Here is a 23942-nt window from a genome sequence, read left to right on the forward strand (position 1 = left end):
GTCAGTTGGCAGCGACCCAGACCCGGACGCTGCCAAACCAGGGGTAGTCTGCCAGAACCGCTCGAACCTGTTCCGTGGTCAGGTGTGGCCCGGAATGGTTTTCATCCAGGAAGATTTCCAGGTGGATGCGATTCTTGAGGTAATGAAGCCGGAGCCGGCTTTGCGGTGGTAGCTCGCCCAGCTTCTCTGTCAGCAGGCGACGAAGTGCTTCGCGATCGGGTAGCCCCGGGTCGGTGGCGTGGGGCACTTTTTCATCGTTCTCGGCGTCGATATGGAAGTTGATGTCCCGAATGTTCTCCAGGGCATCCCGCATGCCCGTGACCACCTTCATACCAATCTGATGCCCTTCGGAAACGCTGATTTCCGGGCGAACTACCAGGTGTACGTCCAGCAGGATGTCGTGCCCCATCCGCCGGCTGCGCAGTTCATGAACATTTCGCACGCCATCCGTTTCCAGGGCAATGGTTTTCAACATCCGGGTATCATCTTCGGACAGACCTGTATCGACCAGTTCTTTCACGCTGTCCCAGGTGAATTTCCAGCCGATGTGCACAATGATGGCTGCAATGAGGACGGCGGCTACCACGTCGAGCCAGACGAAACCCAGCATGGCACCGATGGTAGATACCAGAACGACCACTGACGAAAATGCATCGGTACGGCTGTGCCAGGCGTTGGCAATGATCAGGTCTGAGCGGATTTTCATGCCAACATGGCGAGTATAACGGTAGATCCATTCCTTGCCTGCTACCGAGGCCGCGGCCGCTACCAGCACTGGCCAGCCCGGAACCAGCTGCGCTTCACCGGAAAGGAGCCTGAGAATGTTCTCCCAGGCCAGGGCCGCGCCCACGGCAATAAGAATGCTGCCCAGTACCAGAGTGCCGAGGGTTTCGATTCGCTGGTGTCCGTATGGGTGGTCCGCATCTGGCTCCTTACGGGACAGACGCATGACCGCCAGAACCACCCAATCCGATGCCACATCGGTAAAGGAATGGATACCATCCACCAGTAGCGCCTGGGAATTAAAAAGAGTGCCGCCAATGACTTTTATGATGCCCAGAACGGCATCGAGAATCATGCCAATGATCGTGACCCGGGTCGCCGCATGCTTCTCGGATTCGAGATTATTCTGGCGCTGCTGGCTGGGTTGATCAGGCTGTTCCATTGGATTCACTCCGGGCTTTTCGCGATGAGGGCAGTATAACGGGAATAAACGCAGAAATGGGTGGAATTAATGGCCTGGCTGTGATCGATTTATGCACATCATGACGAATTGGTTACCCGTTAGCATTTTGTTACCAAAGCCGTCAAATGTTAATTTTATCTATTTAAGATATTGATAAATAAAGGGAAAATAACTGGTCAAAAAATGATCAATTTGTAGGCTGGCGCAGTTATCAAGGGGTCGGGGCGCTTGCTCGGCAATTTTCAACAGGGTTATCCACAGATTCCGTGGAAAAGCGTCGGGAGGCTATACAGGGCGGGGTTTTCGGGACTAATTGGGGTTTACACAAGATGGTGTGGAAAACTTTCGGTATACTCCTGCCACCCGGAGAAAGGAGTTTGACGATGTACGGCCTTCTGAGAAACCTGCTGTTCCGATTGCCACCGGAGCGGGCCCATAATGTTGCCCTTGGCAGCCTGGATGTTGCTCAAAAACTGGGCATCCTGAATACATTTACCCGACAGCCGGAGCCTTGCCCGGTAAACGTGATGGGCCTGGAATTCCCGAATCCGGTTGGATTGGCTGCTGGGCTGGACAAAAACGCCGACCACATTGATGCTCTTGGTGCTCTCGGTTTCGGGTTTATCGAAGTGGGCACTGTTACGCCTCTGGCACAGCCAGGTAATCCAAAACCCCGAATGTTCCGGTTGCCGGAGCACCAGGCCATCATTAACCGCATGGGGTTCAATAATGAAGGCCTGGAACACCTCATTACCAATGTCCGCCACCGTCGTTACCGGGGCGTACTGGGCATTAATGTCGGCAAGAACAAAGACACCCCGAATGAGCAGTCGGAACAGGACTACCGTAAAGGAATAGCGGCTGTTTACCCCTATGCCGACTACATCACCGTTAATGTATCTTCTCCTAATACGCCGGGCCTCCGGGATCTGCAGTTTGGCGATTCGCTCAAGCAGCTTTTGCACGCCATAAAGGAAGAGCAGGCAGCGTGTGAGCGAAAGCATGGCCGCTATGTGCCGGTGGCTGTAAAGATCGCCCCGGATATGGACGAGCAGGGCATTCGCTTTGTGGCTGCAGCATTGCTCGAAGCTGGCCTGGATGGTGTGATTGCCACCAACACCACGATCAGCCGGGAGGCGGTGAAGGGGCACGCTCACGAGCAGGAGGCGGGCGGTCTCAGCGGTGCACCGGTACGGGAAGCGTCTGTGAAAGTGATTCAGGGGCTGTATGCTGAGCTGGGCGATCGGCTGCCGATTATTGGCGTGGGCGGCATCACGGATGGCGACAGTGCGGCAGAGAAGATTCGGGCAGGCGCAAAGCTGGTGCAGATCTATACCGGGTTTATTTATCGAGGCCCGGCGTTGATCAACGAAGCTGTGGAAGCAATCCGGAAAGAAATCAGCTGAGGCCAGAAAGAAGGTGGGCCCGCTGAGCGGGCCCTTGCGGGGAATAAACCCCGTAGCGCTTCTTCGCATGGTACGGGGCGGGAGGCCCCGTTTGGGTTGCTCTGGTTACTGCTCTGATTGTGATTTGTGCGTAAAAATTGAAAAAAACAGATCAGGGTTAAACGGGGTTGGCCATTACGTTGCGGTTACGTTGGCCAGTTTATGGATGCCGGAGACGCCGGTCATGCCCTCCCAGTTATCTGTGCGGCCTTCTCGCCACCCGTTCAGCCATTCCTGGCGGACTTCCGGTTGTTCTAATGGGCAGCTGTCTTTGGATTTGCCGGACACGCCAGCGAGATAACCCCGCTTGAATGCACGAGCGTACATGTCTCTCTTCTGTCTTTTCATGCCGTTCCTCACTGATGGATTAACAGAACAAGCGTGTACACATCTGCAGTGACCTTGGCAGTCGGGAGCCTCTCCGGGACAACCCACTATTGCCAGCTCCGGTCAGAGCAGTCAGGATCCTGTTAACGGAGACTTTTATTCGGCCTCCGGAACGACGCGTCAACTACAAGGTAAGACGAACCTCGCGCCGGTGTACACTATTTATTTCATCTATATGGCGCTTCTTTTATATTTTTGTGAAATAACGATGACAGTCGCTAAAAGGCTTTTACTGCCATTCCGGAAACTTACCGGCCCTATTCAGAAAACCAGGAGTTGATCTTGTCCAAGCATGTCTTTTTCGTAACCTGCCCCAAAGGCGTCGAGTACCTCCTGGCCGATGAATTGAAAGAATTCGGCCTGAACCTTGTGCGGAATGCACCCGCTGGTGTCTGGGTTGAGGGCGAGCTGGAGAGTGGCTATCGGGCCTGCCTGTGGTCCCGTCTGGCGAACAGGGTGATTCTGAATGTGGCGGATGTGGATGCCCGGAGCGCCGACGAACTTTATGCCGGTGTCGTGGATCTTGACTGGCAGGCCCATATACCCGCGGGGGGGAGCTTCCGGGTAACGTTTCTTGGCCAGAACGAAGCCATCCGGAACACTCAGTTTGGCGCCCAGAAAGTGAAAGATGGCATTGTTGACAGCATTCGGGGTGCCGGTGCACCCAGGCCCTCGGTTGCGCCGAAAGACCCGGATGTCACGGTATCGGCGCGGTTGAACCGGGGCCGCTTGTCGTTGGGGATTGATCTGAGTGGCCACAGCCTTCATATGCGGGGCTACCGAACTGAAAAGGGTATCGCGCCCTTGAAAGAAAACCTTGCAGCGGCTTTGCTGCTGCGGGCAGGGTGGCCAGAGATTGCCGCTAACGGTGGTGACTTTGTGGACCCGATGTGCGGTTCCGGTACGCTGGTGGTTGAAGCTGCGTTGATGGCGCTGGACATTGCGCCGGGGCGGAAGCAGGAGCGGTTCGGGTTCGAAAAGTGGCCAGGACACCAGCCCGAGCTCTGGCTGTCGCTGCGCCAGGAAGCGGAGCGTCGGGCCCATGAGGGCAAGCAGGAGCGCATTCCCACTTTTTATGGTTTTGATCAGGATTGTCGCGTGATTGAGACTGCGGAGAAGAACATCCTGCGAGCTGGCCTGGAAGGTATCGTTCGTGTAGAAGCCAGGCCGATCTCCGAATTCACTCGCAAGAATGACTGGAGCGATACTGGGCTGGTGCTGACCAACCCGCCCTACGGTGAGCGGTTGAGTGAGCGCAAGGAGCTGGCGGCCCTGTACCAGAGCCTTGGAGAGGTTGTGGCCCGGGAGCTCACCGGATGGCGCCTGGGGGTGTTCACCGGTGCGCCGGAGTTCGGAAAATCCCTCGGTTTGCGAAGCTTCAAGCAGTACAAGTTGTTCAATGGCAAGCTGCCGGCGCAGCTGTTGCTGTTCGAAGTACAGCCGGAGAATGCCCGCACGCCCCGTGATCCGGCCGCGCCGGGGCAGATTATGCCTCGCATCGCCAACGCCGAACGGGCAGACATGCTGCGTAACCGTCTCAAGAAGAATCTGAAAACGATTGGCCAGTGGGCCAGGAAGCAGAACATTGGTTGTTACCGCCTGTACGATGCCGATATGCCGGAATATGCCCTGGCGATCGATATCTACGAGGGGCGGGTACATGTTCAGGAATACCTGGCCCCGAAATCAGTTGACGAAAAGGCAGCCAGAGAGCGCCTTGCCGAAGCCATGGCGGTGATCCCGGAAGTGCTTGAGGTCGCGCCGGAGGATCTGGTGTGCAAGCAACGTCAGCGCCAGACCGGGACCCGGCAATATGAAAAACAGGCGGCGACCGGCGAGTACTTTAACGTGCACGAGCACGGCTGCGCCCTGAAGGTGAACCTGAAAGACTATCTGGATACCGGCCTGTTCCTGGATCATCGCCCGGTACGTTACTGGATCCAGCAACATGCCAGGGGCAAGCGCTTTCTGAACCTGTTCTGTTATACCGGCGCAGCGAGCGTGCACGCAGCGGTTGGCGGAGCCAGCCGCACCCTGAGCCTGGACATGTCCAAAACCTACGTCAGCTGGGCTCAGGATAACCTGGCTCTCAACTCGGCAGATCCGCGCAAGCATGTCGTCGAACAGGCAGATTGTCTGGCCTGGCTGGCAGACCGAAAAACCGCGAATCAGACCTTTGATCTGATTTTCATGGACCCGCCCACCTTCTCAAACTCAGCCCGGATGGCTGGCGTTCTCGACATTCAGCGCGATCATGCCGATCTGGTGCGGCAGTGCATGGCACGACTGTCCAGTGATGGCCTGCTGATTTTCTCCAATAACTTCCGTAAGTTCAGGCTGGATGAGGCGCTGGAGTCAGAGTTTGAAGTGAAAGAGGTGAGTGCCAGCACTCTGGACAAGGATTTTCAGCGCAACCCGAAAATCCATCGGTGCTGGCATATCCGGCATCAGAACTCGTAACGGATACCTGAGGAGAACTGGAAGGCATTGGCGCTGGTGTCCGTGTCTTCAAACAGCTTGCCGCCCTCGAAAACCAGGTAGGTGTTATCCATCAGTTCCAGGTCCAGGCCGGCCAGCCAGCTGAAGCTGAAGCTGCTGCTCGGGTAATCGCCCTCGATATCCCGAAACTGGGCATTGGCGTCGGCATCCCGGTTGTCGAGGGTTGCCTCCCCGCTGACATGGGTAAAGCCAGCCTGGGCATAGACATTGCCAAGCTCACCGATGGGGTAGTGCAGGCCCATGTACCAGCTGCCGAAGTAGTCGACGGCCAGGCTCAGGTCGCCACGGGAAATCTCGGCGTCTGCCAAGCCGCCCCCCAGCCTCACCTCTGCATGAATCAGGTCGCTCAGGTGGCCGCCAATCACCAGTGTCGCTGCCTGGCCCCAGCCATCCTCGTCGGACTGCCCGATGGAGCGGTGTTCAATGGCTGTCGCCAACAGTCCGACATAGTGTTTATCGGAGCGAGGGGTCTCCTGGCCAAAGGCGGCGCAAGAAAACAGGCCAAGCGCTATCAGGCTGGATGTGAGGAAACGGGGTGTGACCTTGTTCATTATTATCTGGCTTCCTGTCAGTAACGGTACTGACGCCCGATTCTGCCTTGTGTAACGCAATGTTACGCGGACTCATGTCACAGTTCCCCGTGATCAGGGGCCGGACCTCAATCCTCCAGGTAGCCTTCCTCACGGGCCAGCAACAGCAGGGAATATACGCCGTTTTCCGGCAGCTGCGGTTCAAGCCCTTCATCAAAGAGCAACTGCCGGCGGCGGTCTTCCAGTGCTTCGCTGTCCAGGCCGGTAATCAGCTCGGAAATGGGGGCGATTTCAAACGGGGCCTCCTGGCGAACGGCACTGAAGATCAGGTCTATCAGGATTTCGTCCGGATCCAGTCCATCCACGTATACGGTCTGGTCCGGCAGATCCTCGTGTAGCTCCCTGGCCAGTTCCAGCAGGGGTACCCCCTGTTCTTCCAGATACAGCAGGTCTACATCGCCCAGGTCGCCATCTTCGGGCAACCAGGCATCCTCCGGTGCAATTACCACGGTTTTCATCTGGCCGTCTGCAAGGGACCAGGCGATGGCCGTGGGAAACAGGGCGTCGTCGGTCTGGCAGTATTCGATATCCAGAAAGCGGGGTAGTGACACAGTGAACTCCGGAATCTTCGGTGAGTGCTTATGGCGGTGCGCAGCGTACCCGGTAGGAGCCGGCGCGGCTTCATGCCATACTGTAGCCGCCATTATCATGCAATCAGGAAGATCATGGAACACACTGAATTCAATAAAGACTTGATTGAGTTTTTGAATGCCTCGCCGACTCCGTGGCATGCGGTAAATACCATGAAAACGCGTCTTGAAGCAGCGGGATTTCAACCGCTGGACGAGCGCGAAGAATGGTCGTTGCAGCCAGGGCAGGGCTACTACGTAACCCGTAATGGCTCGTCTATTGTTGCCTTTCGTACCGGCACCAAGGATGTGGTCAGTTCCGGCATCCGGATGGTGGGAGCCCATACCGACAGCCCCTGCCTGAAGGTCAAACCGAACCCTGAGATTCGCCGCAAGGGCTTTTTCCAGTTGGGTGTGGAAGTGTATGGGGGCGTATTGCTGAACCCCTGGTTTGACCGGGATCTTTCTTTGGCCGGCCGTGTGACGGTATTGGACGACAACGGCAAAGTACGGGACACCCTGGTGAATTTCCGCAAGCCAGTGGCGATCATTCCGAGCCTGGCCATCCATCTGGACCGGGAGGCGAACAGCAGTCGCACCGTTAATGCCCAGACTGATCTTCCGCCGGTGGTTATGCAGGTGCCGGAAACCGATACCACCACCTTTGCCGAGTTGCTGAAACAGCAGATTGCCAAAGAATCCGGGCTGCAGACCAGCAAGATTCTGGGCTATGAACTGAGTTTTTACGATGCACAGGGTGCAGCTCTGGTGGGGCTGCGTGAAGAGTTCCTGGCCTCCGCACGGCTCGATAATCTGCTCAGTTGTTATATCGGCCTGCAGGCCCTGCTGGAAACCTCTGGTGACGAGCCGGCACTACTGGTCTGCAATGACCATGAGGAAGTGGGCAGTATGTCCGCCGAAGGTGCCCAGGGGCCGTTTCTCACGGCGGTGCTGGACCGCTGGTGTGGCGCCGGGAAAAGCCGTGCCATTGCTCGTTCCATGATGATTTCTGCGGATAACGCCCACGGTATTCATCCAAACTACGCAGACCGACATGATGAGAATCATGGGCCATTGTTGAATCAGGGGCCGGTCATCAAGGTAAACCACAATCAGCGTTACGCCACCAACAGTCGTTCCGCCGCCCTGTATCGCCACATCAGCGAGGAACTGGGGTTGCCGCACCAGACATTTGTGGTGCGTAGTGACATGGGGTGTGGCAGCACGATCGGGCCGTTGACCGCGGGAAATCTTGGCGTGACCACGCTGGATATCGGCGTACCCCAGTTTGCCATGCACTCGATTCGTGAAATGATCGGTACACGGGATGGTTATACGCTGTTCCAGGTGTTGCGGGAGTTCATGCAGCGGGCCGAGGTTTTCTGAGGCCCAAAAGAAAAGGCCGCTGATATCTGATCAGCGGCCTTTCGGAATAAGTGGCTCCCCGAGCTGGGCTCGAACCAGCGACAAACGGATTAACAGTCCGTTGCTCTACCAACTGAGCTATCGGGGAACAGCATCAATGTGGCGCGCATATTAAGTACTTTAATCAGGTTCGTCAACCCCCTGAAATGAAAGGTCAAAATTTGCACAAAGCTAAGCTTGAACCCTATCGTCCGCCGGTGTGGTTGCGTAATGGCCACGTCCAGTCGGTATGGCCGACTCTGTTCCGGAAAGTGACCCTGCCGGAACCGGAAACCGACATACTGGCCACCGACGATGACGACGAACTGCATCTGGACTGGTATCGCCAGGGCAGTGACCGGCTGGCGGTGATATCCCACGGGCTGGAAGGCCACAGCCGTAGGCCCTACGTGCTGGGTCTGGCCAGAGCATTGATGGCCGACGGCTGGGATGTGCTGGCATGGAACTTTCGGTCCTGCGGCGGGGTGATGAACCAACAGCCGCGCTTCTATCACAGTGGCGCCACTTCGGATCTGCATGCCGTCGTCAGTCACGCGCTGGGGCGGCGGTATCAGAACCTCTTCCTGTCAGGTTTCAGTATGGGAGGGAATCTCACGCTGCTGTACCTGGGCGAGCAGGGGGAGCGTGTGGACAGCCGTATCAGTGGTGCGGTGGCCTACTCGGTGCCTCTGGACCTGGCGGGCAGCGCGGACGTGCTGGCGCGACCCAGCCGGCGTATTTACATGCAACGGTTTTTGACGGATCTGCACGTCAAGATGCGGGAAAAAGCGGAAAAATTCCCCGATCTGATCGATGTCACGGGTTTCGAGGAAATCCGGAGTTTTCACGAATTCGATAATCGCTACACGGCACCACTGCATGGATTCCAGGACGCGGCCGACTATTGGGCCCGGTGTTCTGCTCTGTTCCGGTTGAGTGATATCCGGGTGCCAGCTCTGGTAGTGAATGCAGCAGATGACCCGTTCCTTTCGGCCCGCTGTTTTCCGGACAGTCGCCGGGTATTGGGACATCACGTCCAGATGGAAATCCCGAAGTGGGGTGGGCATGTGGGGTTTGTCCAACATGCCCGGGACGGTTACTACTGGTCTGAACGCCGAGCTTTAGGGTTTGTCCGGCAGGTAATCTGAGTAGTCAGCTGCTGGCCTGTTTGTTCAGCAGCGGTTCCAGCTTTGGCCAGATGTTATCCAGCAGCCGGGGTTGTGCCTCTTCCGTCGGATGAATGCCGTCACCTTGCATCAAGCCGTCCTGATCGTAAATGCCGTCCAGAAAGAAAGGAACCAGGGGCGTATTGTATCGGTCTGAAAGAGTCGGAAAGATATCGGCGAACATGGTGGTGTAGCGCTGGCCGTAGTTTGGCGGGATCTGCATACCCACCAGCAAAGGTGTGGCGCCGATGCCGCGTACCTGCTCGATCATATTGGCCAGATTGGATTCAATCACATTGGGTGGGAACCCCCGCAGGCCGTCATTGCCGCCGAGCTCAATGATTACAATCGTGGGATCGTGGGTTTCCAGCAGGCCTGGCAGGCGCCGCAGGCCACCGTCGGTGGTTTCGCCGCCAATACTGGCATTCACCACGGTCCAGTTCAGTTCCTGGCTGTCGATGCGGTCCCTCAGCAGCTCCACCCACGCGGTTTCCGAGGGTACGCCGTGGGCGGCGCTCAGGCTGTCACCCACCACCAGCACTGTGTTCTGGCTGGCCAGCGCAGGCAAGGTGAGCAAGAGCAGAGCCGAGAGTACGATTGATCTGACGTACAGCGATATCGTATGCATAGTAAATTCATATACCCTTTACAGATTCAACGATACAGACAATGGAGTTACCGTGAACCAGATGACGGATCTCAGTAATACCGATAGCAACCTTATGTTGCGGGTGACTGATCTGACCCATCGGGTCAGCCTGGAAACCGATACGCTCACGATCTTGCAGGGGGTCAGTCTGGAAATCAATCGGGGAGAGTCCGTAGCCATCGTTGGTCGCTCCGGTTCCGGCAAAACGACTTTGCTTGGCTTGCTTGCGGGCCTGGATACACCCACGGAAGGCACCGTTGAACTGGATGGTGCGGTCATCAGCAAGCTGAGTGAAGATGAGCGTGCCAAACTGCGGGCCCGTCGGGTCGGATTTGTGTTCCAGTCGTTCCAGTTGCTGCCGGCATTAACCGCGCTTGAAAATGTCATGCTGCCGCTGGAACTGGGCGGCACGGAGGCACCGGAGCAGCGGGCCAGAGAATTGCTTGATCGGGTAGGTTTGGGGGAACGGCTGAACCATACCCCTCGTCAGTTGTCCGGTGGCGAGCAGCAGCGCGTCGCGATTGCGCGGGCCTTTGCTTCCGACCCCGCCATTCTGTTTGCGGATGAGCCGACGGGCAATCTGGACAACCGAACCGGACAGGCGGTATCTGACCTTCTGATGGACCTGAACCGGGAGCAGGGCACCACACTGGTAATGGTTACCCATGATGAACACCTTGCAGAACGTTGCGGCCGGCAGCTGCACATCGAGGCGGGAGTGCTGACTGAGCCGGATCTGGCCGGGGAGTCGGCACACTGATGAGAGCCTCCAACAAACTCATGTCCGTGAGCCGAGACTGGCGAGAGCGCGATGTTCGTGTGGTGCTGGTTGCGCTGATTATTGCTGTTGCCACCGTAGCCACAATTGCGCTGTTCGCCAGCCAGTTGCAGCGTACCCTGGTATCGTCTGCCAGCTCCTTTCTGGCGGCAGACCGGCAACTGGAAGCCGAGAACGGCCGTCCGATCCCACCGGAATGGTTGGAGAATGCCCAGTCCCGAGGCCTCGAAACCGGGCGCATGGTGGAGTTCTCCACCATGGTCTTCGGCGAAAGCGGGTTTCAGCTGGTCTCGGTCAAAGCCGTGAGCGACGAATATCCGTTGCGCGGCGAAATCGAGATCCAGTCCGGTGCTGCAGAGCCGAGACAGATTGTCAGTCAGGGCCCCGGCCCCGGCCAGGTGTGGGTGAATCCACGGTTGCTGCGTCTGCTCGAACTGGACATCGGCGATACTCTGGAAGTCGGCAATCTTAAACTGGAAATCACCCGCTTATTAATCCGCGAGCCGGACGGCGGCTTCCGGCTGTCATCACTGGCGCCACGGGTGATGATGCATGTGGACGATGTTGCCGGCACCGGTGTGGTCCAGGAAGGTAGCCGCGTGGAATATGTCTACCTGTTTGCCGGCGCCGAAGGTGTGCTTGAAGACTATTACCAGTGGCTGGAACCACAGCTGGAGCCCAGTCACGAGTGGGAAGGGGTCAGAGACGGTGAAACCTTCTCGCGCTCCCTGGAGCGGGCCGAACGCTTCCTGCTGCTGGGTGGCAGTCTTGCGGTGTTGCTGGCGGCGGTAGCCGTGGCGGTGGCCAGCCGGCAATACGCTCTGTCTCAGAGGGACACGGTGGCATTGCTGAAAACCCTTGGATTATCCAGCCGGGGCATTGGTGAGCTCTACCTGCGCCGCCTCACTCTGTGGGGTGTTGTTGGCGTGTTGGGTGGTCTGGCAGTGGCGTTACCATTGTTCTGGCTGTTGGTGCGTTTGCTGAGCGACCTGCTGGAACGGCCCGTTGATTTCTACCTGGATCCTTCCGCGTTAACGCCCGCCCTGTTAACGGCACTGGTTTCTCTATTCGCATTTGCCTATCCGCCCATTCGCCGCCTGCGTAATGTTCCCGCTATGCGGGTATTACGCTCCCAGCCCGGCGAAACCGGCCGGGAAGCCATTCCGGATATCCTGCTGGCGGTGGTCGCCGTGTTTGGGTTGGTATGGATGTACGCCGGCGAGCTGATGCTGGTGGCCGCACTTTTGGGCGGGCTGGTACTGCTGCTGGGTGTGCTCGGTCTGCTGGGGTGGGGCATGGTCGCCCTGTTGCGCAGAGTGAAGGGTGGCGGCAACTCCTGGCGCCTGGCCCTGGTGGGCTTATATCGGCACCGACGTGCCAGCATGGCGCAGATGGCGGTTTTTGCCATGACGCTTATGCTGGCTGCTACGCTGGTGTTGGTGCGTTCCTCCCTGCTGGACGACTGGCAGGCCCAGCTGCCGGACGACGCGCCAAACCATTTCCTGATCAACATTGCCCCGGATGCGGTGGATGATGTTGAGGAATTCTGGGCCACTCGCGGCGCGCCCCTGGAGACGCTTTATCCGATGGTTCGCGGTCGCCTGACCGAACTGAACGGCGAGCCGGTGAAAGAAGCGGTCAGCAAGGATGAGCGGGTTGGTGCGCTGAACCGGGAGCTGAATCTGACCTGGATGCCGGAGCTGCCGGAAGACAACCGGATTGTGGATGGCCAGTGGTTCGGGCCGGGCGAAACCGAGGGGGTTTCGGTAGAAGCTGAGCTGGCGGAGAAACTCGGTTTGCAGCTGGGTGATCGGCTGACCTTCACCATCGGCTCCAGCAAGGTGACCGAGCCGGTAACGAGTATTCGTACCGTGCAGTGGGACAGCATGAAACCCAATTTCTACATGGCCTTCCCGCCCGATGGCGGTCTGACTGACATGCCCGCCACCTGGATTACCGCGTTCTATCTGAACCCGGACAATAAACTGGCTCTTAACGACTTCTCGCGCCAGTTCCCGACGGTCTCGGTGCTGGAGATAGACCATATCATTGATCGCATCCAGCAGATTGTGCAGCAGGTAACTCAGGCCATTGAGGCAATCCTGGCGCTGATTCTCGCGGCCGCCCTGGTGGTGATGGCAGCGGTTGTCAGTGCCACCCTGCGGGATCGTCAGAGGGAGGGGGCGTTGCTGCGAACCCTGGGCGGCCAGCAGTCGTTGTTGGCACGCAGTACCATGCTGGAATTCGCACTGTTGGGGTTCTTTGCCGGCACGCTCGGTGTGATTGCGGCGGAAGGGGCGGTATATGCGCTTCAGGCCGGAATGTTCGAGGGCACTTTCCGCTGGCACTGGCAGGTGATGCTGCCAGTACCGCTGATTGCAGCCATTCTGTTGGCGTTGTTTGGCCGCTGGCAATTACGACCAGTGCTTAGCGTATCGCCGATGCTACTGCTTCGTCGCCTCGAGTGATCGGGTTTTAGCGATAGTTTGAGAGAATGGCGTCGAGTTCGCCATTCTCCTGGATATTTGCCAGCTCCTGGTTGAAGGCCTCGGCAAACGCTTTCCAGTCTTTACGCAGCATGATCCGGAAGCCGAACTGGCTGATTCCTTCCACAGAAGAGCGAAAGTGCTCGGTCAGTCCTTCGTTCCTGAGAATCCATTGCCCGACCAACCGATCCGCAAGCGCTGCGTGAAACTGCTCGCCATGCAGCACAAAGGTGAAAATCTCCCGATCTCTGGAGACGTCAAATCGCTTAATGCGATGATCTTTGAAATAGGGCTCGAGAAAGGGATAGTAGTATCCCAGTGGCGTGACAATCGTCTTGCCGTAGAGGTCTGCGGGGTGTTTGTATTCAAGCTCAGAGCTCTTCGGGAAGAAGAATACTTCCTCCACGTGAACGACCGGGTCGGTAAACAGGAACTTCTCCGGCTCTTCCGTCCACTCTATGGCCCTTGGCGTGCCGTCAATGTAGCCGTCGGCAAGCATAGGGTCTACCCGTTTTCTGGGGATTTTTACCGGTTCCACGTCGTAGCCCAGGCGGGGGACAATCAGGTTTACCACGTCCCACATAATACCGGAGGGCTTGCTGCCATCAACGATCAGATAAGGTGGGTACCCGTTAGGAGAGATGTTGAAGCGGAACACCCGCTCCTGATTGTCCACTTCGGCAGCGGCATTGCCACTGAAAGTGGTTAGCAGGCTCAACAGGATCGCGGTAAAGGAGAGCTTGAAAAGGAGTTTCTTCATGGCGGAACTCTGGATAGGACAGGCCCATACGCTGGTTAGATCGATACCCGGCCAACTCCCTGCCAGAATGCCTGCTAAATATTACCTTCTTACTATTTTATTTCAATCATTGTGAATCTGACTTTAGGCTAACCCCGGCCAGAGAGGGCCGGGGCGAGATATGCCTCCGAGGTATCAGGCCCAGGCGCGACGAAGCACCGCCATGGCATCTTCGTGGCTCACTTCCCGGGGGTTGAACATGATCGAGCCGTCGTCCAGGGCCAGCTTGGCAATGCTTTCCAGCTGATTTTCCAGTACTTTGCCGGTTTCTTTCAACGTCCGGGGCAGTTCGCAGCGCTTGTAGAGGGCATCCCGCAGTTTTCGAATGGCTGAAATACTGGCCTCGGCACGTCGGCTCGCAGGGGTGGCGGAGTAGACGTCCGGACCTTCCAGGTACAGCAGCAACTCGCCCAAAGGCTCCCGAATGCTCTCAAGGTTGAACTCAAGCACATAGGGCAGGTACAGGCTCATGCACAGTCCGTGGGGCAGGTGGCAGATGGCTCCGGTAGCATGTCCCAGAGAGTGGACCAGGCCCACCATGGAGTTGGAAAAGGCAATGCCCGCCATGGTTGACGCCTGAGCCAGTTCCAGTCGGCCATCACTGTCTTTCGGATTATCCATGACTGAAAGCAGGGATTGGCTCACCTTCTTGACTGCTGCCGTGGCGTACGCGTCGCTCAGGGGGTTTTTGGCCATGCAGGTGAACGCTTCCGTAGCATGGGTGAGCGCGTCCATAGCGGTGGCCGCCGTAATGTGGGGCGGCAGGGTCAGGGTCATACGCGGGTCGATGATGGCGGCGTTAGGCAGCAGGAATGATGAGGTAAACGGAAGTTTTACGCCTTTTTTCTCATCGGTGATGACCGCCACCGAGGTTACCTCGGAACCGGTGCCCGCCGTGGTAGGCACCACAAAGAAAGGCTTGAGCGGGTGCTTGAGAACACCGGCGCCACTGTATTTGGCGATATTATCGCCGCCTTCGGATACCAGAATATTGACCGCCTTGCCGGTATCAATGGCGGAGCCGCCGCCCACCGCAATGATCGAGTCGCATTTTTCCTTGCGGTAAACGCTGGCAATGTCTTTCACCACCGACGTGGAGGAATCCGGTGGCACATCATCGTAAATGGATACAATCTCCAGCCCGCTTTCTTCGCAGGCGGCAATCACCGGCTCGAGCAAGCCGGCCGCGCGCACCCCTTTATCCGTGACAATCATAGGCCGTTTGGCTGCCAGGCCAGTCAGTTCATAGGGAATGTGTTCCAGCGCGGCTTTACCGGCAATCACTTTTACCGGGCAGAAGAACTCGTAGTATTTGTTGGTCATTATGCTCTCACTGTCTCGACGAATTGGGTGGCGACTTTCAGATAAATGCGGGCGGCACTGATGAGTTTTTCAGGCAGTTTGATGCTTGCCGGATATTCTTTGACCGCCCTTTCGGCAATTAGTCGGGGCAGGATGAATGATTCCAGTCGGTTGAGAACCCGGGTCATCCGCACCGCGTAACTCACATCCCCATCCACCAGCATGCGGTCGTTGGCAAAGGCAACGGAGGTCTTCTCCTGAAACGACAGTACCAGGAAGGCATGGGCGATATGCTTGAACTGGATCGAGAGGTCAACGGGGCGTGGAGCTTCATCCCCGTGGAAGAGCAATTTACCGTTGCCGGTGTGCTCAACGATGAGTTTTGGCCCGTTGGGCATAACCTGCATCTCGAACAGGAAGCCCTCCGGCAGTTCGCAGGTTTCGTTTCGGGTGGCTTCATCCACCTCGCTGATTGCCTGGAGTGCGCGCCCCATCACCTGGAACATCAGCTCAACATAGCTGCGTCGTGCGTGGGACATCATTGGCTGAAGTCGTTTTACGATCATGGTCGCCATCCGATTGTTGTTGGTTAATCTGATTTTTAGAGTTATTGCTCTAGAAGTCAATGCAATCGTTGACGCGGTTTTTGTGTCAGGTCAGCAAATGCGACAACCATAAAAAAAACCGGGCGTATTGGCGCCCGGCTTTTTTTGAAACTGCAAAGAGCTATTCGTTGAGTTCGGCCAGCTTGCGCTGAGCTTCAGCCCCCACATCACCACCGGCCTCAGCGGCGGTGGAGTAATAGGCTACTGCCTCCCTGCGTTGGCCCTGTTGCCGCGCGATATCACCTAGTCGGAGATAGGCAATGGAAGTCGGTACCACCTGATTGGCTTTCTCCAGATGGCTTTTTGCCTTGCCTAGGTTGTTCAGCTCCAGTTCGTTCAAACCGCTGTACAGCTGATACTGGAACATCTCCGGATAGAGTGACACGGCCTTGTCGAAATCGGCTTTGGCCTTCTCCGGTTGTTCCATGCCCCGATAGATTCGGCCGCGCAGCGCAAAGAACATAGCTTCTCGTGGTTCCAGCTTGATGGCCTTGTTTACCTGATCGAGAGCCGCTTCATACTTGCCTTCTGAGGCCAGCTTCATGGCTTCATCGTGAGCATCGTAGGCTGGCTGAAGTTCCTTGAGCTTGGCGATACGGCGCTGGTAAACGTCCCGGCCGCGATAACCGCCGGCACCGATCTTCTGAACCAGCTCCTGGTTTTCCTGAACCCGCTTGGCAGAGGGAGGGTGAGTGGCGAACAGGCCATCCAGCCATCCGCTCTGGCGGCCTTCCGATAGCTTCAGAAACAGCTGTTGGAGCTCTACGGCGGCTTGTGGATCATAGCCGGCTTCTTTCATGTATCGGATACCGTAGGCATCGGATTCCAGTTCGTCTCCCTGGCTGTACTGGGCCAGCGCCAGCTGTGCACCCAGAGCTGCACCACCCATGATCAACCCGGCCCATTCATTATCGGAAAGGGCGAAGCCCAGTCCGGCCACCCCGGCGCTGATCAACATGCCCTGCTGCATCCGCTGCACGCTGTGGCGGGCTGCTGCATGAACAATCTCGTGGCCCAGCACCGATGCCAGCTGGGCTTCATCCTCCAGCTCCACCAGCAGGCCTCGGTTGATGGCGATCTTGCCGCCGGGCAGGGCCCAGGCATTGGGCACGCTGTTATTGAGCACGACAAATTCATAAGGAAGGTCTGGCCGGTCACTCACGCGCGCCAGCTTCTGGCCCACATCACGCACATAAATGGAAAGTTCCGGGTCGATGTAGAAGCGGCCGCCCTGGGTCTGTTGTGTGGGTGTGTACTGTTCCGCCCCTAGTGCCAGCTCCTGGTTCTCTGAAATCAGAGACAGCTGCTTCTCTCCGGTTACCGGGTTCACAGAACACCCAGCCAGCCCTGTCAGTGTGAGGGCGATTGCCGCTATCGCGATATATCTGGTCAACATTCCGGGTCTCACTTATGTCTCCTTAACGTTGGGGTAAGTTTATAGCACAGACCGCTTTCCGACGTCGGCACCGCCCGACAGACAGTGGTCGGCGCGCTCCCCTTGGCGTATCATAACGGAAGTTTTCGCCCTATTTATCTCCCCAATCCAGGCTTTTTTAACCACCCAATGAGCTACTATCTGGAATTTCTGGCACTGATCTGGTTTTTTGTCTGCTGGGGAGGGTACACCTGGTATTCGCGCAATCGCGCCAACTCTCGCTCGTGTCTGTCGAACACCCTGGATTTATACCGCGAAGACTGGATGCGGGTCATGCTCAAGCGTGAAAACCGTATTTCAGACGCCTCGGTTGTCGGTAACCTGGAACGCAACGGAGCGTTTTTTGCGTCCAGCTGTCTGCTGATTCTCGCCGGTATTATCACCGCCCTCGGCTACACCAGCGAGGCTATGGAAATTTTTGCCACCATGCCATTTTCCGCTGTGCCCAGTCGTGAAATCTGGGAATTGCGATTGGTGGTGTTGCTGGTGGTCTTTATTTACGCGTTTTTCAAGTTCACCTGGTCCATGAGAATGTACAATTTCGTGGCCGTCATGATTGGCAGTGCGCCGCTACCAGACGACAGCAAGACCAGTCCGGCAGCGCGAGAGGCCTTTGCCCGCAGCGCCGGCAACATCTGTAACCTGGCCGGCGACGCGTTTAACCTTGGCTTGCGTTCTTACTACTATGCCCTGGCTGTGGTGGCCTGGTTCATTCATCCGGTGGCCTTTATGGCTGCCTCAACCCTGGTGGTGTACGTACTCTACCGCCGGGAATTCCACTCAGATGCATTATCCGCCCTGCGCGACGGCAAGGTCTTCGAAGAAGCCATACCCGCCCGTGCCGATGCGGACGTAAAATCCAAGAACTGATCTGCAGGACAGTCCTGAATGAATGATGAAACCCGAATAAACCGGGTTAACCGGTTTATCAGTACGCTCAACCAGGCAAGGGAACTGGGTCTGAACGCAACGGAGGCGGGTGAAGGCTATCTGGTTATGGAGCTGCCTTACAGCGACAGGATTATTGGCAACCCGGACACTGGAGTTATCCATGGTGGCGCTATCACGACCCTGATGGACACCGCCTCCGGTTCGGTAATGATCTGTGGTCTGGATGAATTTGAGCTGTGTCCGACCCTGGATCTCAGAGTGGATTACATGCGCCCGGCGGAGCCCCGGAAGCCGGTGTACGCGAGGGCAGAGACCTACAAGATCACCCGTAACATCATCTTTACGCGCTGCGAGGCCTATCAGGAGGGGGGTGAAACCATCGCCAATTGCGTGGGCACCTTCATGCGCATTGGCAAAGAAGCCACGCCGAAATCCTATCGCGACCTGATCACCGGAGGTGAGGAATGACCGACCCGGAAATTCTGCGCTACACCCAGGAAACCGGCGACTTCTCGCGCATGATGGAGAGTATCCCGTACGCCAGCTGGATTGGCCTGCAGTGCGACCGATTTGGTGATGACCTGATCTTCCGCCTGCCCGCAAAGGAAGAGAACCTGGGCAATCCGATCCTGCCTGCCATTCATGGCGGTGTAATTGGTGGTTTTATGGAAATGTCTGCGGCTATTTATCTGATTATGTCCCAGGACACCTTCCGCATGCCCCGAATTGTCGATTTCTCCCTCGACTATCTTCGGGCCGGCCTGAACCGGGAAACGTACGCCGAGTGCCGGCTTACCCGCCAGGGTAACCGCGTGGCCAACGTGATGATCTCCGCCTGGCAGAAGTCTCGCTCCCAGCCCATCGCCACCGCCCGAGCTCACTTCCTGCTCGAAGACTGATTTTGGGTGCTCGCCGGGGTTGAAATACTCCGGCCAACCCCCACTCTCTTGCTCATAAAACTGTTTCTTTATTTGTGACACAGCAGGAGACCAAACCAGCCATGACGGTAGAAGCCAACAAAGAGACCCTGGGATTCCAGACTGAAGTGAAGCAACTGCTTCACCTGATGATCCACTCTCTGTACTCGAACAAAGAGATCTTCCTTCGTGAGCTTATCTCTAACGCCTCAGACGCCGAAGACAAACTGCGCTTCGCTGCCCTGAAAGACGACAAGCTGTTTGAAGGCGATTCGGATCTCAAGATTCGCCTGGATTACGATAAAGATGCCGGCACCATCACCATCGCCGACAACGGCATCGGTATGACCCGTGACGATGTGATCGCCAACCTGGGCACCATCGCCAAGTCCGGCACCGCCGAGTTCCTCAAGCAACTGTCTGGCGACGAGAAAAAAGACAGCAAGCTGATCGGTCAGTTCGGTGTTGGTTTCTACTCCGCGTTCATCGTGGCGGACAAAGTGGAAGTGTTCACCCGCAAGGCGGGTGAGTCGGCCGACAATGGCGTGCACTGGGAATCCAAGGGTGATGGCGAGTTCACCATCGAGCCGGCGACACGTGAGCAGCGTGGTACCGAAATCGTGCTGCACCTGAAAGCCGAGGATAAAGAGTTTGCCGATGGCTGGAAACTGCGCAGCCTGGTGAAAAAGTATTCTGATCACATTTCGTTCCCGGTGGTGATGAAGTCCGAATCCGAGGAGGAGGACAAGAAGGGCGAAGAAGAGACGGTAAACGATGCCACCGCCCTGTGGACATTGCCTCGTACTGAGATCAAAGACGAAGAGTACAAGGAGTTCTACAAACACATCGCCCACGATTTTGAAGACCCGCTGACCTGGTCCCACAATAAGGTAGAAGGCAAGCTGGACTACACCAGCCTGCTGTACATCCCCAAGCGCGCGCCGTTCGACCTGTACAACCGGGAAGCGCCCCGTGGCCTGAAACTGTACGTGCAGCGCGTGTTCATCATGGACGACGCCGAGCAGTTCCTGCCGCTGTACCTGCGGTTCGCCAAGGGCGTGATCGATTCCAACGATCTGTCCCTGAACGTATCGCGGGAAATCCTGCAGAACGACAGCACCGTGGAGAGCATCCGCACCGCCATGACCAAGCGGGTGCTGGACATGCTGTCCAAGCTGGCCAAGAAAGACAGCGATGAGTACCAGGGCTTCTGGGATGAGTTCGGCACTGTGCTGAAAGAAGGTCCGGCAGAGGACTTCAGCAACCGCGAAAAAATCGCTGGCCTGCTGCGCTTTGCCACCACCCATACCGGCGAAGCCACTCAGAACGTGTCTCTGGATGATTACATCAGCCGGATGAAGGAAGGCCAGAACAAGATCTACTACATCACCGGCGACAACTTTGCCGCCGCCAAGAGCAGCCCGCACCTGGAAGTATTCCGCAAGAAGGGGATCGAGGTACTCATCCTCTCTGACCGCATCGACGAATGGATGATGGGCTATCTGAGCGAATACGACGGCAAGCAGTTCCAGGACGTGGCCCGTGGTAATCTCGACCTGGGTGAAGTGGAAACCGAGGAAGACAAGAAGCACCAGGAAGAAGCCGCAAAAGAGCACAAGGATCTGCTGGAGCGCATCAAGACCGCTCTGGAAGATCAGGTGCAGGAAGTACGGGTAACCAATCGCCTGACCGATTCACCGGCATGCCTGGTGGTGGGCCAGTTCGATATGGGGGCCCAGATGAAGAAGATCATGGAAGCCGCCGGCCAGAAAGTGCCGGAGAGCAAGCCGATCTTTGAAATCAACGTGGATCATCCGCTGGTTCAGCGACTCGAAGCCGAGCAGGGCGAAGAGCGCTTCAGGGAGCTGTCTGCCGTTCTGTTCGACCAGGCCACCCTGGCCAGTGGTGAACAGCTGAAAGACCCTGGCGCCTATGTTAGCCGCCTGAACCGACTGTTGCTTGAACTGGCCAACTGAGACAGACGCGCCAATGCAGCAGATCATTGTGGACATCAGTATCAGCCCTGATGAGTGGATCAAGCTCTATCAGGGCGTGGCCACCGATGTTCACACCAGGGCCCGGGACGGACGTTCTGTCCGGTTCCCGGCCCGTATTCTCTCCCGTTTTTTCCTCAATGACGGCGTACGCGGCAGCTTTCGCATCCTGTTTGACGATGCCGGAAAGTTCACCTCTATCGAGCGCCTTTAATCGATAAACAAAAACTCTCGCAAATTTATTTTTAATTAATTGTTCCTCTTAATAGCGTCGGCGGTAAGGTAATGGTGTTCTCGTTAACACAGGAGTTACCCAATGTCAGCGTTTTCCTATCTCACACCGGTTGCGTGGCGTGACTTCCTGGGAATTCTGGCCGATTACTGCGGGAATTATGCGATTGCCCAGTGAGTTACAGGTTCCCAGTGCAGCGGGAAAAACGATAGCCCTTAACTATTCTGGCGGTAGGAAACATTCAAGCAGCCAACCGTGGATGATCTATATTGATAGTTGCTCTTGAATATGAATCGCCTTTTTGCCAATGACGCAGAAGCAGGAGAGTACGATGAGTGAGACCAATTCTGGTGGTAAGTGCCCGGTTATGCACGGCGGCAGTACCGCCCACGCTCAGGACAATACCAACTGGTGGCCCGAGGCCCTGAACCTGGACATCCTGCACCAGCACGACCACAAGACCAACCCCATGGGGGAAGACTTCGATTATCGCGAAGAGGTCAAAAAGCTCGACTACGAAGCCCTCGAAAAGGACATGCACGATTTGATGATCAACAGCCAGGATTGGTGGCCGGCAGACTGGGGGCATTACGGTGGTTTGATGATCCGGCTTGCCTGGCACGCAGCGGGTACCTACCGACTGGCCGATGGTCGTGGCGGCGGTGGTACCGGTAACCAGCGTTTCGCTCCGCTGAATTCCTGGCCTGATAACGGCAACCTGGACAAGGCCCGTCGCCTGCTTTGGCCGCTGAAGAAAAAGTATGGCAACAAGGTTAGTTGGGCCGATCTGTTTATTTTGGCCGGCAACGTTGCCTATGAATCCATGGGCTTCAAGACTTTCGGTTTCTCGTACGGCCGTGCAGACATCTGGCACCCTGAGAAAGACATCTACTGGGGTGCAGAGAAGGAGTGGCTGGCACCGTCCGACGAACGTTATGACAACGTAGAAAAGCCAGACACCATGGAAAACCCTCTGGCAGCGGTGCAGATGGGTCTGATTTACGTGAACCCTGAGGGTGTTAACGGTGTATCCGATCCGATCAAATCCGGCGACCAGGTGCTGGAAACGTTCGCCCGTATGGCGATGAATGCGGAAGAAACCGCCGCCCTGACGGCAGGCGGGCACACCGTTGGTAAAACCCACGGTAATGGTGACGCCGAGGCACTTGGCCCCGAGCCTGAAGGTGCCGACGTGCACGAGCAGGGCCTTGGCTGGCACAACCCGAATATGGGTGGAAAAGCGGCTAACGCCATCACTTCTGGTATTGAAGGTGCCTGGACCACGAACCCAACCCAGTTTGACATGGGTTACTTCGAGTTGCTGTTTGGCTATGAGTGGGAGCTGAGAAAGAGCCCGGCCGGTGCCAATCAGTGGGAACCGATTGATATCAAGGAAGAGCACAAGCCGGTAGACGCCACGGATCCTTCCAAACGCCACAATCCGATCATGACCGATGCGGATATGGCCATGAAGATGCACCCGACTTTCCGGCCGATCTGTGAAAAGTTCATGAAGGACCCGGAGTACTTCAAGGACTGCTTCGCCCGCGCCTGGTTCAAGCTGACCCACCGGGATATGGGGCCGAAGTCCCGTTACATCGGCCCGGATGTGCCGGCCGAAGATCTGATCTGGCAGGATCCTATTCCCCAGGGAGAGACCAGCTATATCGAGGAAGTGGTTAAAGAGAAGATTGACGAAGCCGGCCTGACCCTTAACGAGCTGATCACAACGGCCTGGGACAGCGCCCGTACTTTCCGTGGCTCTGACATGCGCGGTGGTGCCAATGGTGCCCGTATTCGCCTGGCCCCCCAGAAAGACTGGGAAGGCAACGAGCCCCAGCGTCTGGCCAAGGTGCTGAAGGTTTACGAAAAGATCTCCGCTGATACCGGTGCCAGCATTGCCGATGTCATTGTGCTTGGCGGTAATCTGGGTATCGAAAAGGCTGCCAGAGCGGCAGGTTATCCGGTACACGTGCCTTTCCTGAAAGGTCGTGGCGATGCCACCGATGAGATGACGGATGCGGAATCTTTTGAGCCGCTGGAGCCGCTGGCGGATGGCTTCCGTAACTGGCAGAAGAAGGAATACGTGGTCAAACCGGAAGAAATGCTGCTGGATCGGGCGCAGCTGATGGGCCTGACCGCACCGGAAATGACGGTACTGGTCGGTGGTATGCGCGTACTGGGTACCAACCATGGTGGCACCAAGCACGGTGTGTTCACCGATCGCGAAGGCCAGCTCACCAACGACTTCTTCGTGAACCTGACCGACATGGCGTACCGTTGGGTGCCGAAGGGCAGCAATGTCTACGACATCGTGGATCGCAAGAGTGGTAGCACCAAGTGGACGGCTTCCCGTGTAGACCTGGTGTTTGGCTCTAACTCCATCCTGCGTTCATACGCCGAGGTGTACGCTCAGGACGACAATCAGGAGAAGTTCGTGAACGACTTCGTTGCCGCCTGGACCAAGGTGATGAACAACGACCGCTTCGACGTGAAGAAGTAAACCTGCAGTGATTAGCCGGGCGTCCTGTTTCGGGATGCCCGGCTACCTATTTCCCCCCGAATTCCTTACAATCCGCTCCGCCTGATTTTTGATCAGCCGTATTCT

At 56.9% G+C, this 23942-nt stretch carries 21 protein-coding genes and 1 tRNA gene; 12 read left to right on the forward strand and 10 right to left on the reverse strand.

Annotated elements, in window-relative coordinates; genetic code table 11:
* Position 1: 1 nt before the first annotated feature.
* On the reverse strand, positions 2-1165 hold the full coding sequence (locus tag Q674_RS25250; protein ID WP_014421812.1) for a cation diffusion facilitator family transporter: 1164 nt from the start codon (positions 1163-1165) through the stop codon (positions 2-4).
* Positions 1166-1569: 404 nt separating this feature from the next.
* On the opposite strand from Q674_RS25250, the gene Q674_RS25255 reads away from it, so the two are divergent.
* Positions 1570-2592, forward strand: a complete 1023-nt coding sequence (locus Q674_RS25255; RefSeq protein ID WP_023008152.1) for a quinone-dependent dihydroorotate dehydrogenase — start codon at positions 1570-1572, stop codon at positions 2590-2592.
* Between the two features lie 174 nt (positions 2593-2766).
* Here the strand turns inward: Q674_RS25255 and rmf are convergent, their stop codons facing one another.
* A complete protein-coding gene (gene rmf, locus Q674_RS25260) occupies positions 2767-2979 on the reverse strand; it encodes a ribosome modulation factor (protein ID WP_011784548.1) in 213 nt (70 codons plus the stop codon).
* 321 nt (positions 2980-3300) lie between these two features.
* Between rmf and rlmKL the strand changes: the two genes are divergently transcribed.
* Positions 3301-5478 (forward strand): bifunctional 23S rRNA (guanine(2069)-N(7))-methyltransferase RlmK/23S rRNA (guanine(2445)-N(2))-methyltransferase RlmL, encoded by a 2178-nt coding sequence (gene rlmKL / locus Q674_RS25265; protein WP_023008153.1) that lies wholly within the window; start codon positions 3301-3303, stop codon positions 5476-5478.
* On the opposite strand, the gene Q674_RS25270 is transcribed toward rlmKL, so the two are convergent.
* Both Q674_RS25270 and Q674_RS25275 read right to left on the reverse strand, forming a co-directional pair.
* Positions 5466-6068, reverse strand: coding sequence for an outer membrane beta-barrel protein (locus tag Q674_RS25270; RefSeq protein ID WP_022992549.1), 603 nt, complete (start codon positions 6066-6068; stop codon positions 5466-5468). The two genes, rlmKL and Q674_RS25270, sit on opposite strands and share 13 nt — an antisense overlap.
* A gap of 107 nt (positions 6069-6175) precedes the next feature.
* A complete protein-coding gene (locus tag Q674_RS25275; protein WP_014421807.1) occupies positions 6176-6658 on the reverse strand; it encodes a hypothetical protein in 483 nt (160 codons plus the stop codon).
* A 114-nt stretch (positions 6659-6772) separates the two neighbouring features.
* On the opposite strand from Q674_RS25275, the gene Q674_RS25280 reads away from it, so the two are divergent.
* Positions 6773-8062, forward strand: a complete 1290-nt coding sequence (locus Q674_RS25280) for a M18 family aminopeptidase (RefSeq protein WP_023008154.1) — start codon at positions 6773-6775, stop codon at positions 8060-8062.
* A 51-nt stretch (positions 8063-8113) separates the two neighbouring features.
* Here Q674_RS25280 and Q674_RS25285 read toward each other — a convergent pair.
* Positions 8114-8189, reverse strand: a tRNA-Asn gene (locus Q674_RS25285).
* 73 nt (positions 8190-8262) lie between these two features.
* Here Q674_RS25285 and Q674_RS25290 point away from each other — a divergent pair.
* Entirely contained in the window at positions 8263-9228 is a 966-nt protein-coding gene (locus Q674_RS25290; protein ID WP_227501176.1) for a YheT family hydrolase, read from the forward strand.
* A gap of 4 nt (positions 9229-9232) precedes the next feature.
* On the opposite strand, the gene Q674_RS25295 is transcribed toward Q674_RS25290, so the two are convergent.
* Positions 9233-9874, reverse strand: a complete 642-nt coding sequence (locus Q674_RS25295; RefSeq protein WP_023008156.1) for an arylesterase — start codon at positions 9872-9874, stop codon at positions 9233-9235.
* A gap of 61 nt (positions 9875-9935) precedes the next feature.
* Between Q674_RS25295 and Q674_RS25300 the strand changes: the two genes are divergently transcribed.
* A complete protein-coding gene (locus Q674_RS25300; RefSeq protein WP_081698918.1) occupies positions 9936-10655 on the forward strand; it encodes an ABC transporter ATP-binding protein in 720 nt (239 codons plus the stop codon).
* Positions 10655-13141: an ABC transporter permease gene (locus Q674_RS25305; RefSeq protein WP_023008158.1), complete on the forward strand. Its 2487-nt coding sequence runs from the start codon at positions 10655-10657 to the stop codon at positions 13139-13141. The genes Q674_RS25300 and Q674_RS25305 overlap by 1 nt, the downstream gene beginning before the upstream one ends.
* Positions 13142-13148: 7 nt before the next feature.
* On the opposite strand, the gene Q674_RS25310 is transcribed toward Q674_RS25305, so the two are convergent.
* From Q674_RS25310 to Q674_RS25325, 4 genes are all read right to left on the reverse strand, one after another.
* Positions 13149-13919, reverse strand: coding sequence for a substrate-binding periplasmic protein (locus tag Q674_RS25310; RefSeq protein ID WP_011784557.1), 771 nt, complete (start codon positions 13917-13919; stop codon positions 13149-13151).
* A gap of 174 nt (positions 13920-14093) precedes the next feature.
* Entirely contained in the window at positions 14094-15281 is a 1188-nt protein-coding gene (locus tag Q674_RS25315) for an iron-containing alcohol dehydrogenase (RefSeq protein ID WP_014421801.1), read from the reverse strand.
* Positions 15281-15826, reverse strand: coding sequence for a hypothetical protein (locus Q674_RS25320; protein WP_031209808.1), 546 nt, complete (start codon positions 15824-15826; stop codon positions 15281-15283). The genes Q674_RS25315 and Q674_RS25320 overlap by 1 nt, the downstream gene beginning before the upstream one ends.
* A gap of 160 nt (positions 15827-15986) precedes the next feature.
* On the reverse strand, positions 15987-17261 hold the full coding sequence (locus Q674_RS25325; protein ID WP_023008160.1) for a M48 family metalloprotease: 1275 nt from the start codon (positions 17259-17261) through the stop codon (positions 15987-15989).
* A 168-nt stretch (positions 17262-17429) separates the two neighbouring features.
* Here Q674_RS25325 and Q674_RS25330 point away from each other — a divergent pair, with 168 nt between their 5' ends.
* The 6 genes from Q674_RS25330 (at position 17430) to katG (ending at position 23837) form a co-directional block, all read left to right on the forward strand.
* Complete coding sequence (locus Q674_RS25330) at positions 17430-18170, forward strand: DUF599 domain-containing protein (RefSeq protein WP_014421798.1); 741 nt, start codon at positions 17430-17432, stop codon at positions 18168-18170.
* An 18-nt stretch (positions 18171-18188) separates the two neighbouring features.
* Positions 18189-18659: a PaaI family thioesterase gene (locus Q674_RS25335; RefSeq protein ID WP_011784562.1), complete on the forward strand. Its 471-nt coding sequence runs from the start codon at positions 18189-18191 to the stop codon at positions 18657-18659.
* The gene (locus tag Q674_RS25340; protein WP_011784563.1) at positions 18656-19090 is read left to right on the forward strand and encodes a PaaI family thioesterase; all 435 of its coding nucleotides are present in this window, start codon (positions 18656-18658) and stop codon (positions 19088-19090) included. The genes Q674_RS25335 and Q674_RS25340 overlap by 4 nt, the downstream gene beginning before the upstream one ends.
* Before the next feature lie 101 nt (positions 19091-19191).
* The gene (gene htpG, locus Q674_RS25345; RefSeq protein ID WP_023008161.1) at positions 19192-21084 is read left to right on the forward strand and encodes a molecular chaperone HtpG; all 1893 of its coding nucleotides are present in this window, start codon (positions 19192-19194) and stop codon (positions 21082-21084) included.
* A 13-nt stretch (positions 21085-21097) separates the two neighbouring features.
* Positions 21098-21316 (forward strand): DUF2835 domain-containing protein, encoded by a 219-nt coding sequence (locus Q674_RS25350; protein WP_014421794.1) that lies wholly within the window; start codon positions 21098-21100, stop codon positions 21314-21316.
* Between the two features lie 349 nt (positions 21317-21665).
* Positions 21666-23837 (forward strand): catalase/peroxidase HPI, encoded by a 2172-nt coding sequence (gene katG / locus Q674_RS25355; RefSeq protein ID WP_023008163.1) that lies wholly within the window; start codon positions 21666-21668, stop codon positions 23835-23837.
* The last annotated feature ends 105 nt before the right edge of the window (positions 23838-23942 follow it).

The sequence above is a fragment of the Marinobacter sp. EVN1 genome, assembly GCF_000475375.1.
Taxonomy (GTDB): domain Bacteria; phylum Pseudomonadota; class Gammaproteobacteria; order Pseudomonadales; family Oleiphilaceae; genus Marinobacter; species Marinobacter nauticus.

Excerpts from the sequence above, each read along its gene's own strand:
- Q674_RS25255 (WP_023008152.1), top strand. The coding sequence starts at position 1,570 with ATGTACGGCCTTCTGAGAAACCTGCTGTTCCGATTGCCACCGGAGCGG.
- Q674_RS25325 (WP_023008160.1), bottom strand. The coding sequence starts at position 17,261 with ATGTTGACCAGATATATCGCGATAGCGGCAATCGCCCTCACACTGACA.
- Q674_RS25315 (WP_014421801.1), bottom strand. The coding sequence starts at position 15,281 with ATGACCAACAAATACTACGAGTTCTTCTGCCCGGTAAAAGTGATTGCC.
- Q674_RS25280 (WP_023008154.1), top strand. The coding sequence starts at position 6,773 with ATGGAACACACTGAATTCAATAAAGACTTGATTGAGTTTTTGAATGCC.
- Q674_RS25320 (WP_031209808.1), bottom strand. The coding sequence starts at position 15,826 with ATGATCGTAAAACGACTTCAGCCAATGATGTCCCACGCACGACGCAGC.
- Q674_RS25310 (WP_011784557.1), bottom strand. The coding sequence starts at position 13,919 with ATGAAGAAACTCCTTTTCAAGCTCTCCTTTACCGCGATCCTGTTGAGC.
- Q674_RS25295 (WP_023008156.1), bottom strand. The coding sequence starts at position 9,874 with ATGCATACGATATCGCTGTACGTCAGATCAATCGTACTCTCGGCTCTG.
- htpG (WP_023008161.1), top strand. The coding sequence starts at position 19,192 with ATGACGGTAGAAGCCAACAAAGAGACCCTGGGATTCCAGACTGAAGTG.
- Q674_RS25250 (WP_014421812.1), bottom strand. The coding sequence starts at position 1,165 with ATGGAACAGCCTGATCAACCCAGCCAGCAGCGCCAGAATAATCTCGAA.
- Q674_RS25305 (WP_023008158.1), top strand. The coding sequence starts at position 10,655 with ATGAGAGCCTCCAACAAACTCATGTCCGTGAGCCGAGACTGGCGAGAG.
- Q674_RS25340 (WP_011784563.1), top strand. The coding sequence starts at position 18,656 with ATGACCGACCCGGAAATTCTGCGCTACACCCAGGAAACCGGCGACTTC.
- Q674_RS25335 (WP_011784562.1), top strand. The coding sequence starts at position 18,189 with ATGAATGATGAAACCCGAATAAACCGGGTTAACCGGTTTATCAGTACG.
- katG (WP_023008163.1), top strand. The coding sequence starts at position 21,666 with ATGAGTGAGACCAATTCTGGTGGTAAGTGCCCGGTTATGCACGGCGGC.
- Q674_RS25270 (WP_022992549.1), bottom strand. The coding sequence starts at position 6,068 with ATGAACAAGGTCACACCCCGTTTCCTCACATCCAGCCTGATAGCGCTT.
- Q674_RS25350 (WP_014421794.1), top strand. The coding sequence starts at position 21,098 with ATGCAGCAGATCATTGTGGACATCAGTATCAGCCCTGATGAGTGGATC.
- Q674_RS25330 (WP_014421798.1), top strand. The coding sequence starts at position 17,430 with ATGAGCTACTATCTGGAATTTCTGGCACTGATCTGGTTTTTTGTCTGC.
- rmf (WP_011784548.1), bottom strand. The coding sequence starts at position 2,979 with ATGAAAAGACAGAAGAGAGACATGTACGCTCGTGCATTCAAGCGGGGT.
- Q674_RS25300 (WP_081698918.1), top strand. The coding sequence starts at position 9,936 with ATGACGGATCTCAGTAATACCGATAGCAACCTTATGTTGCGGGTGACT.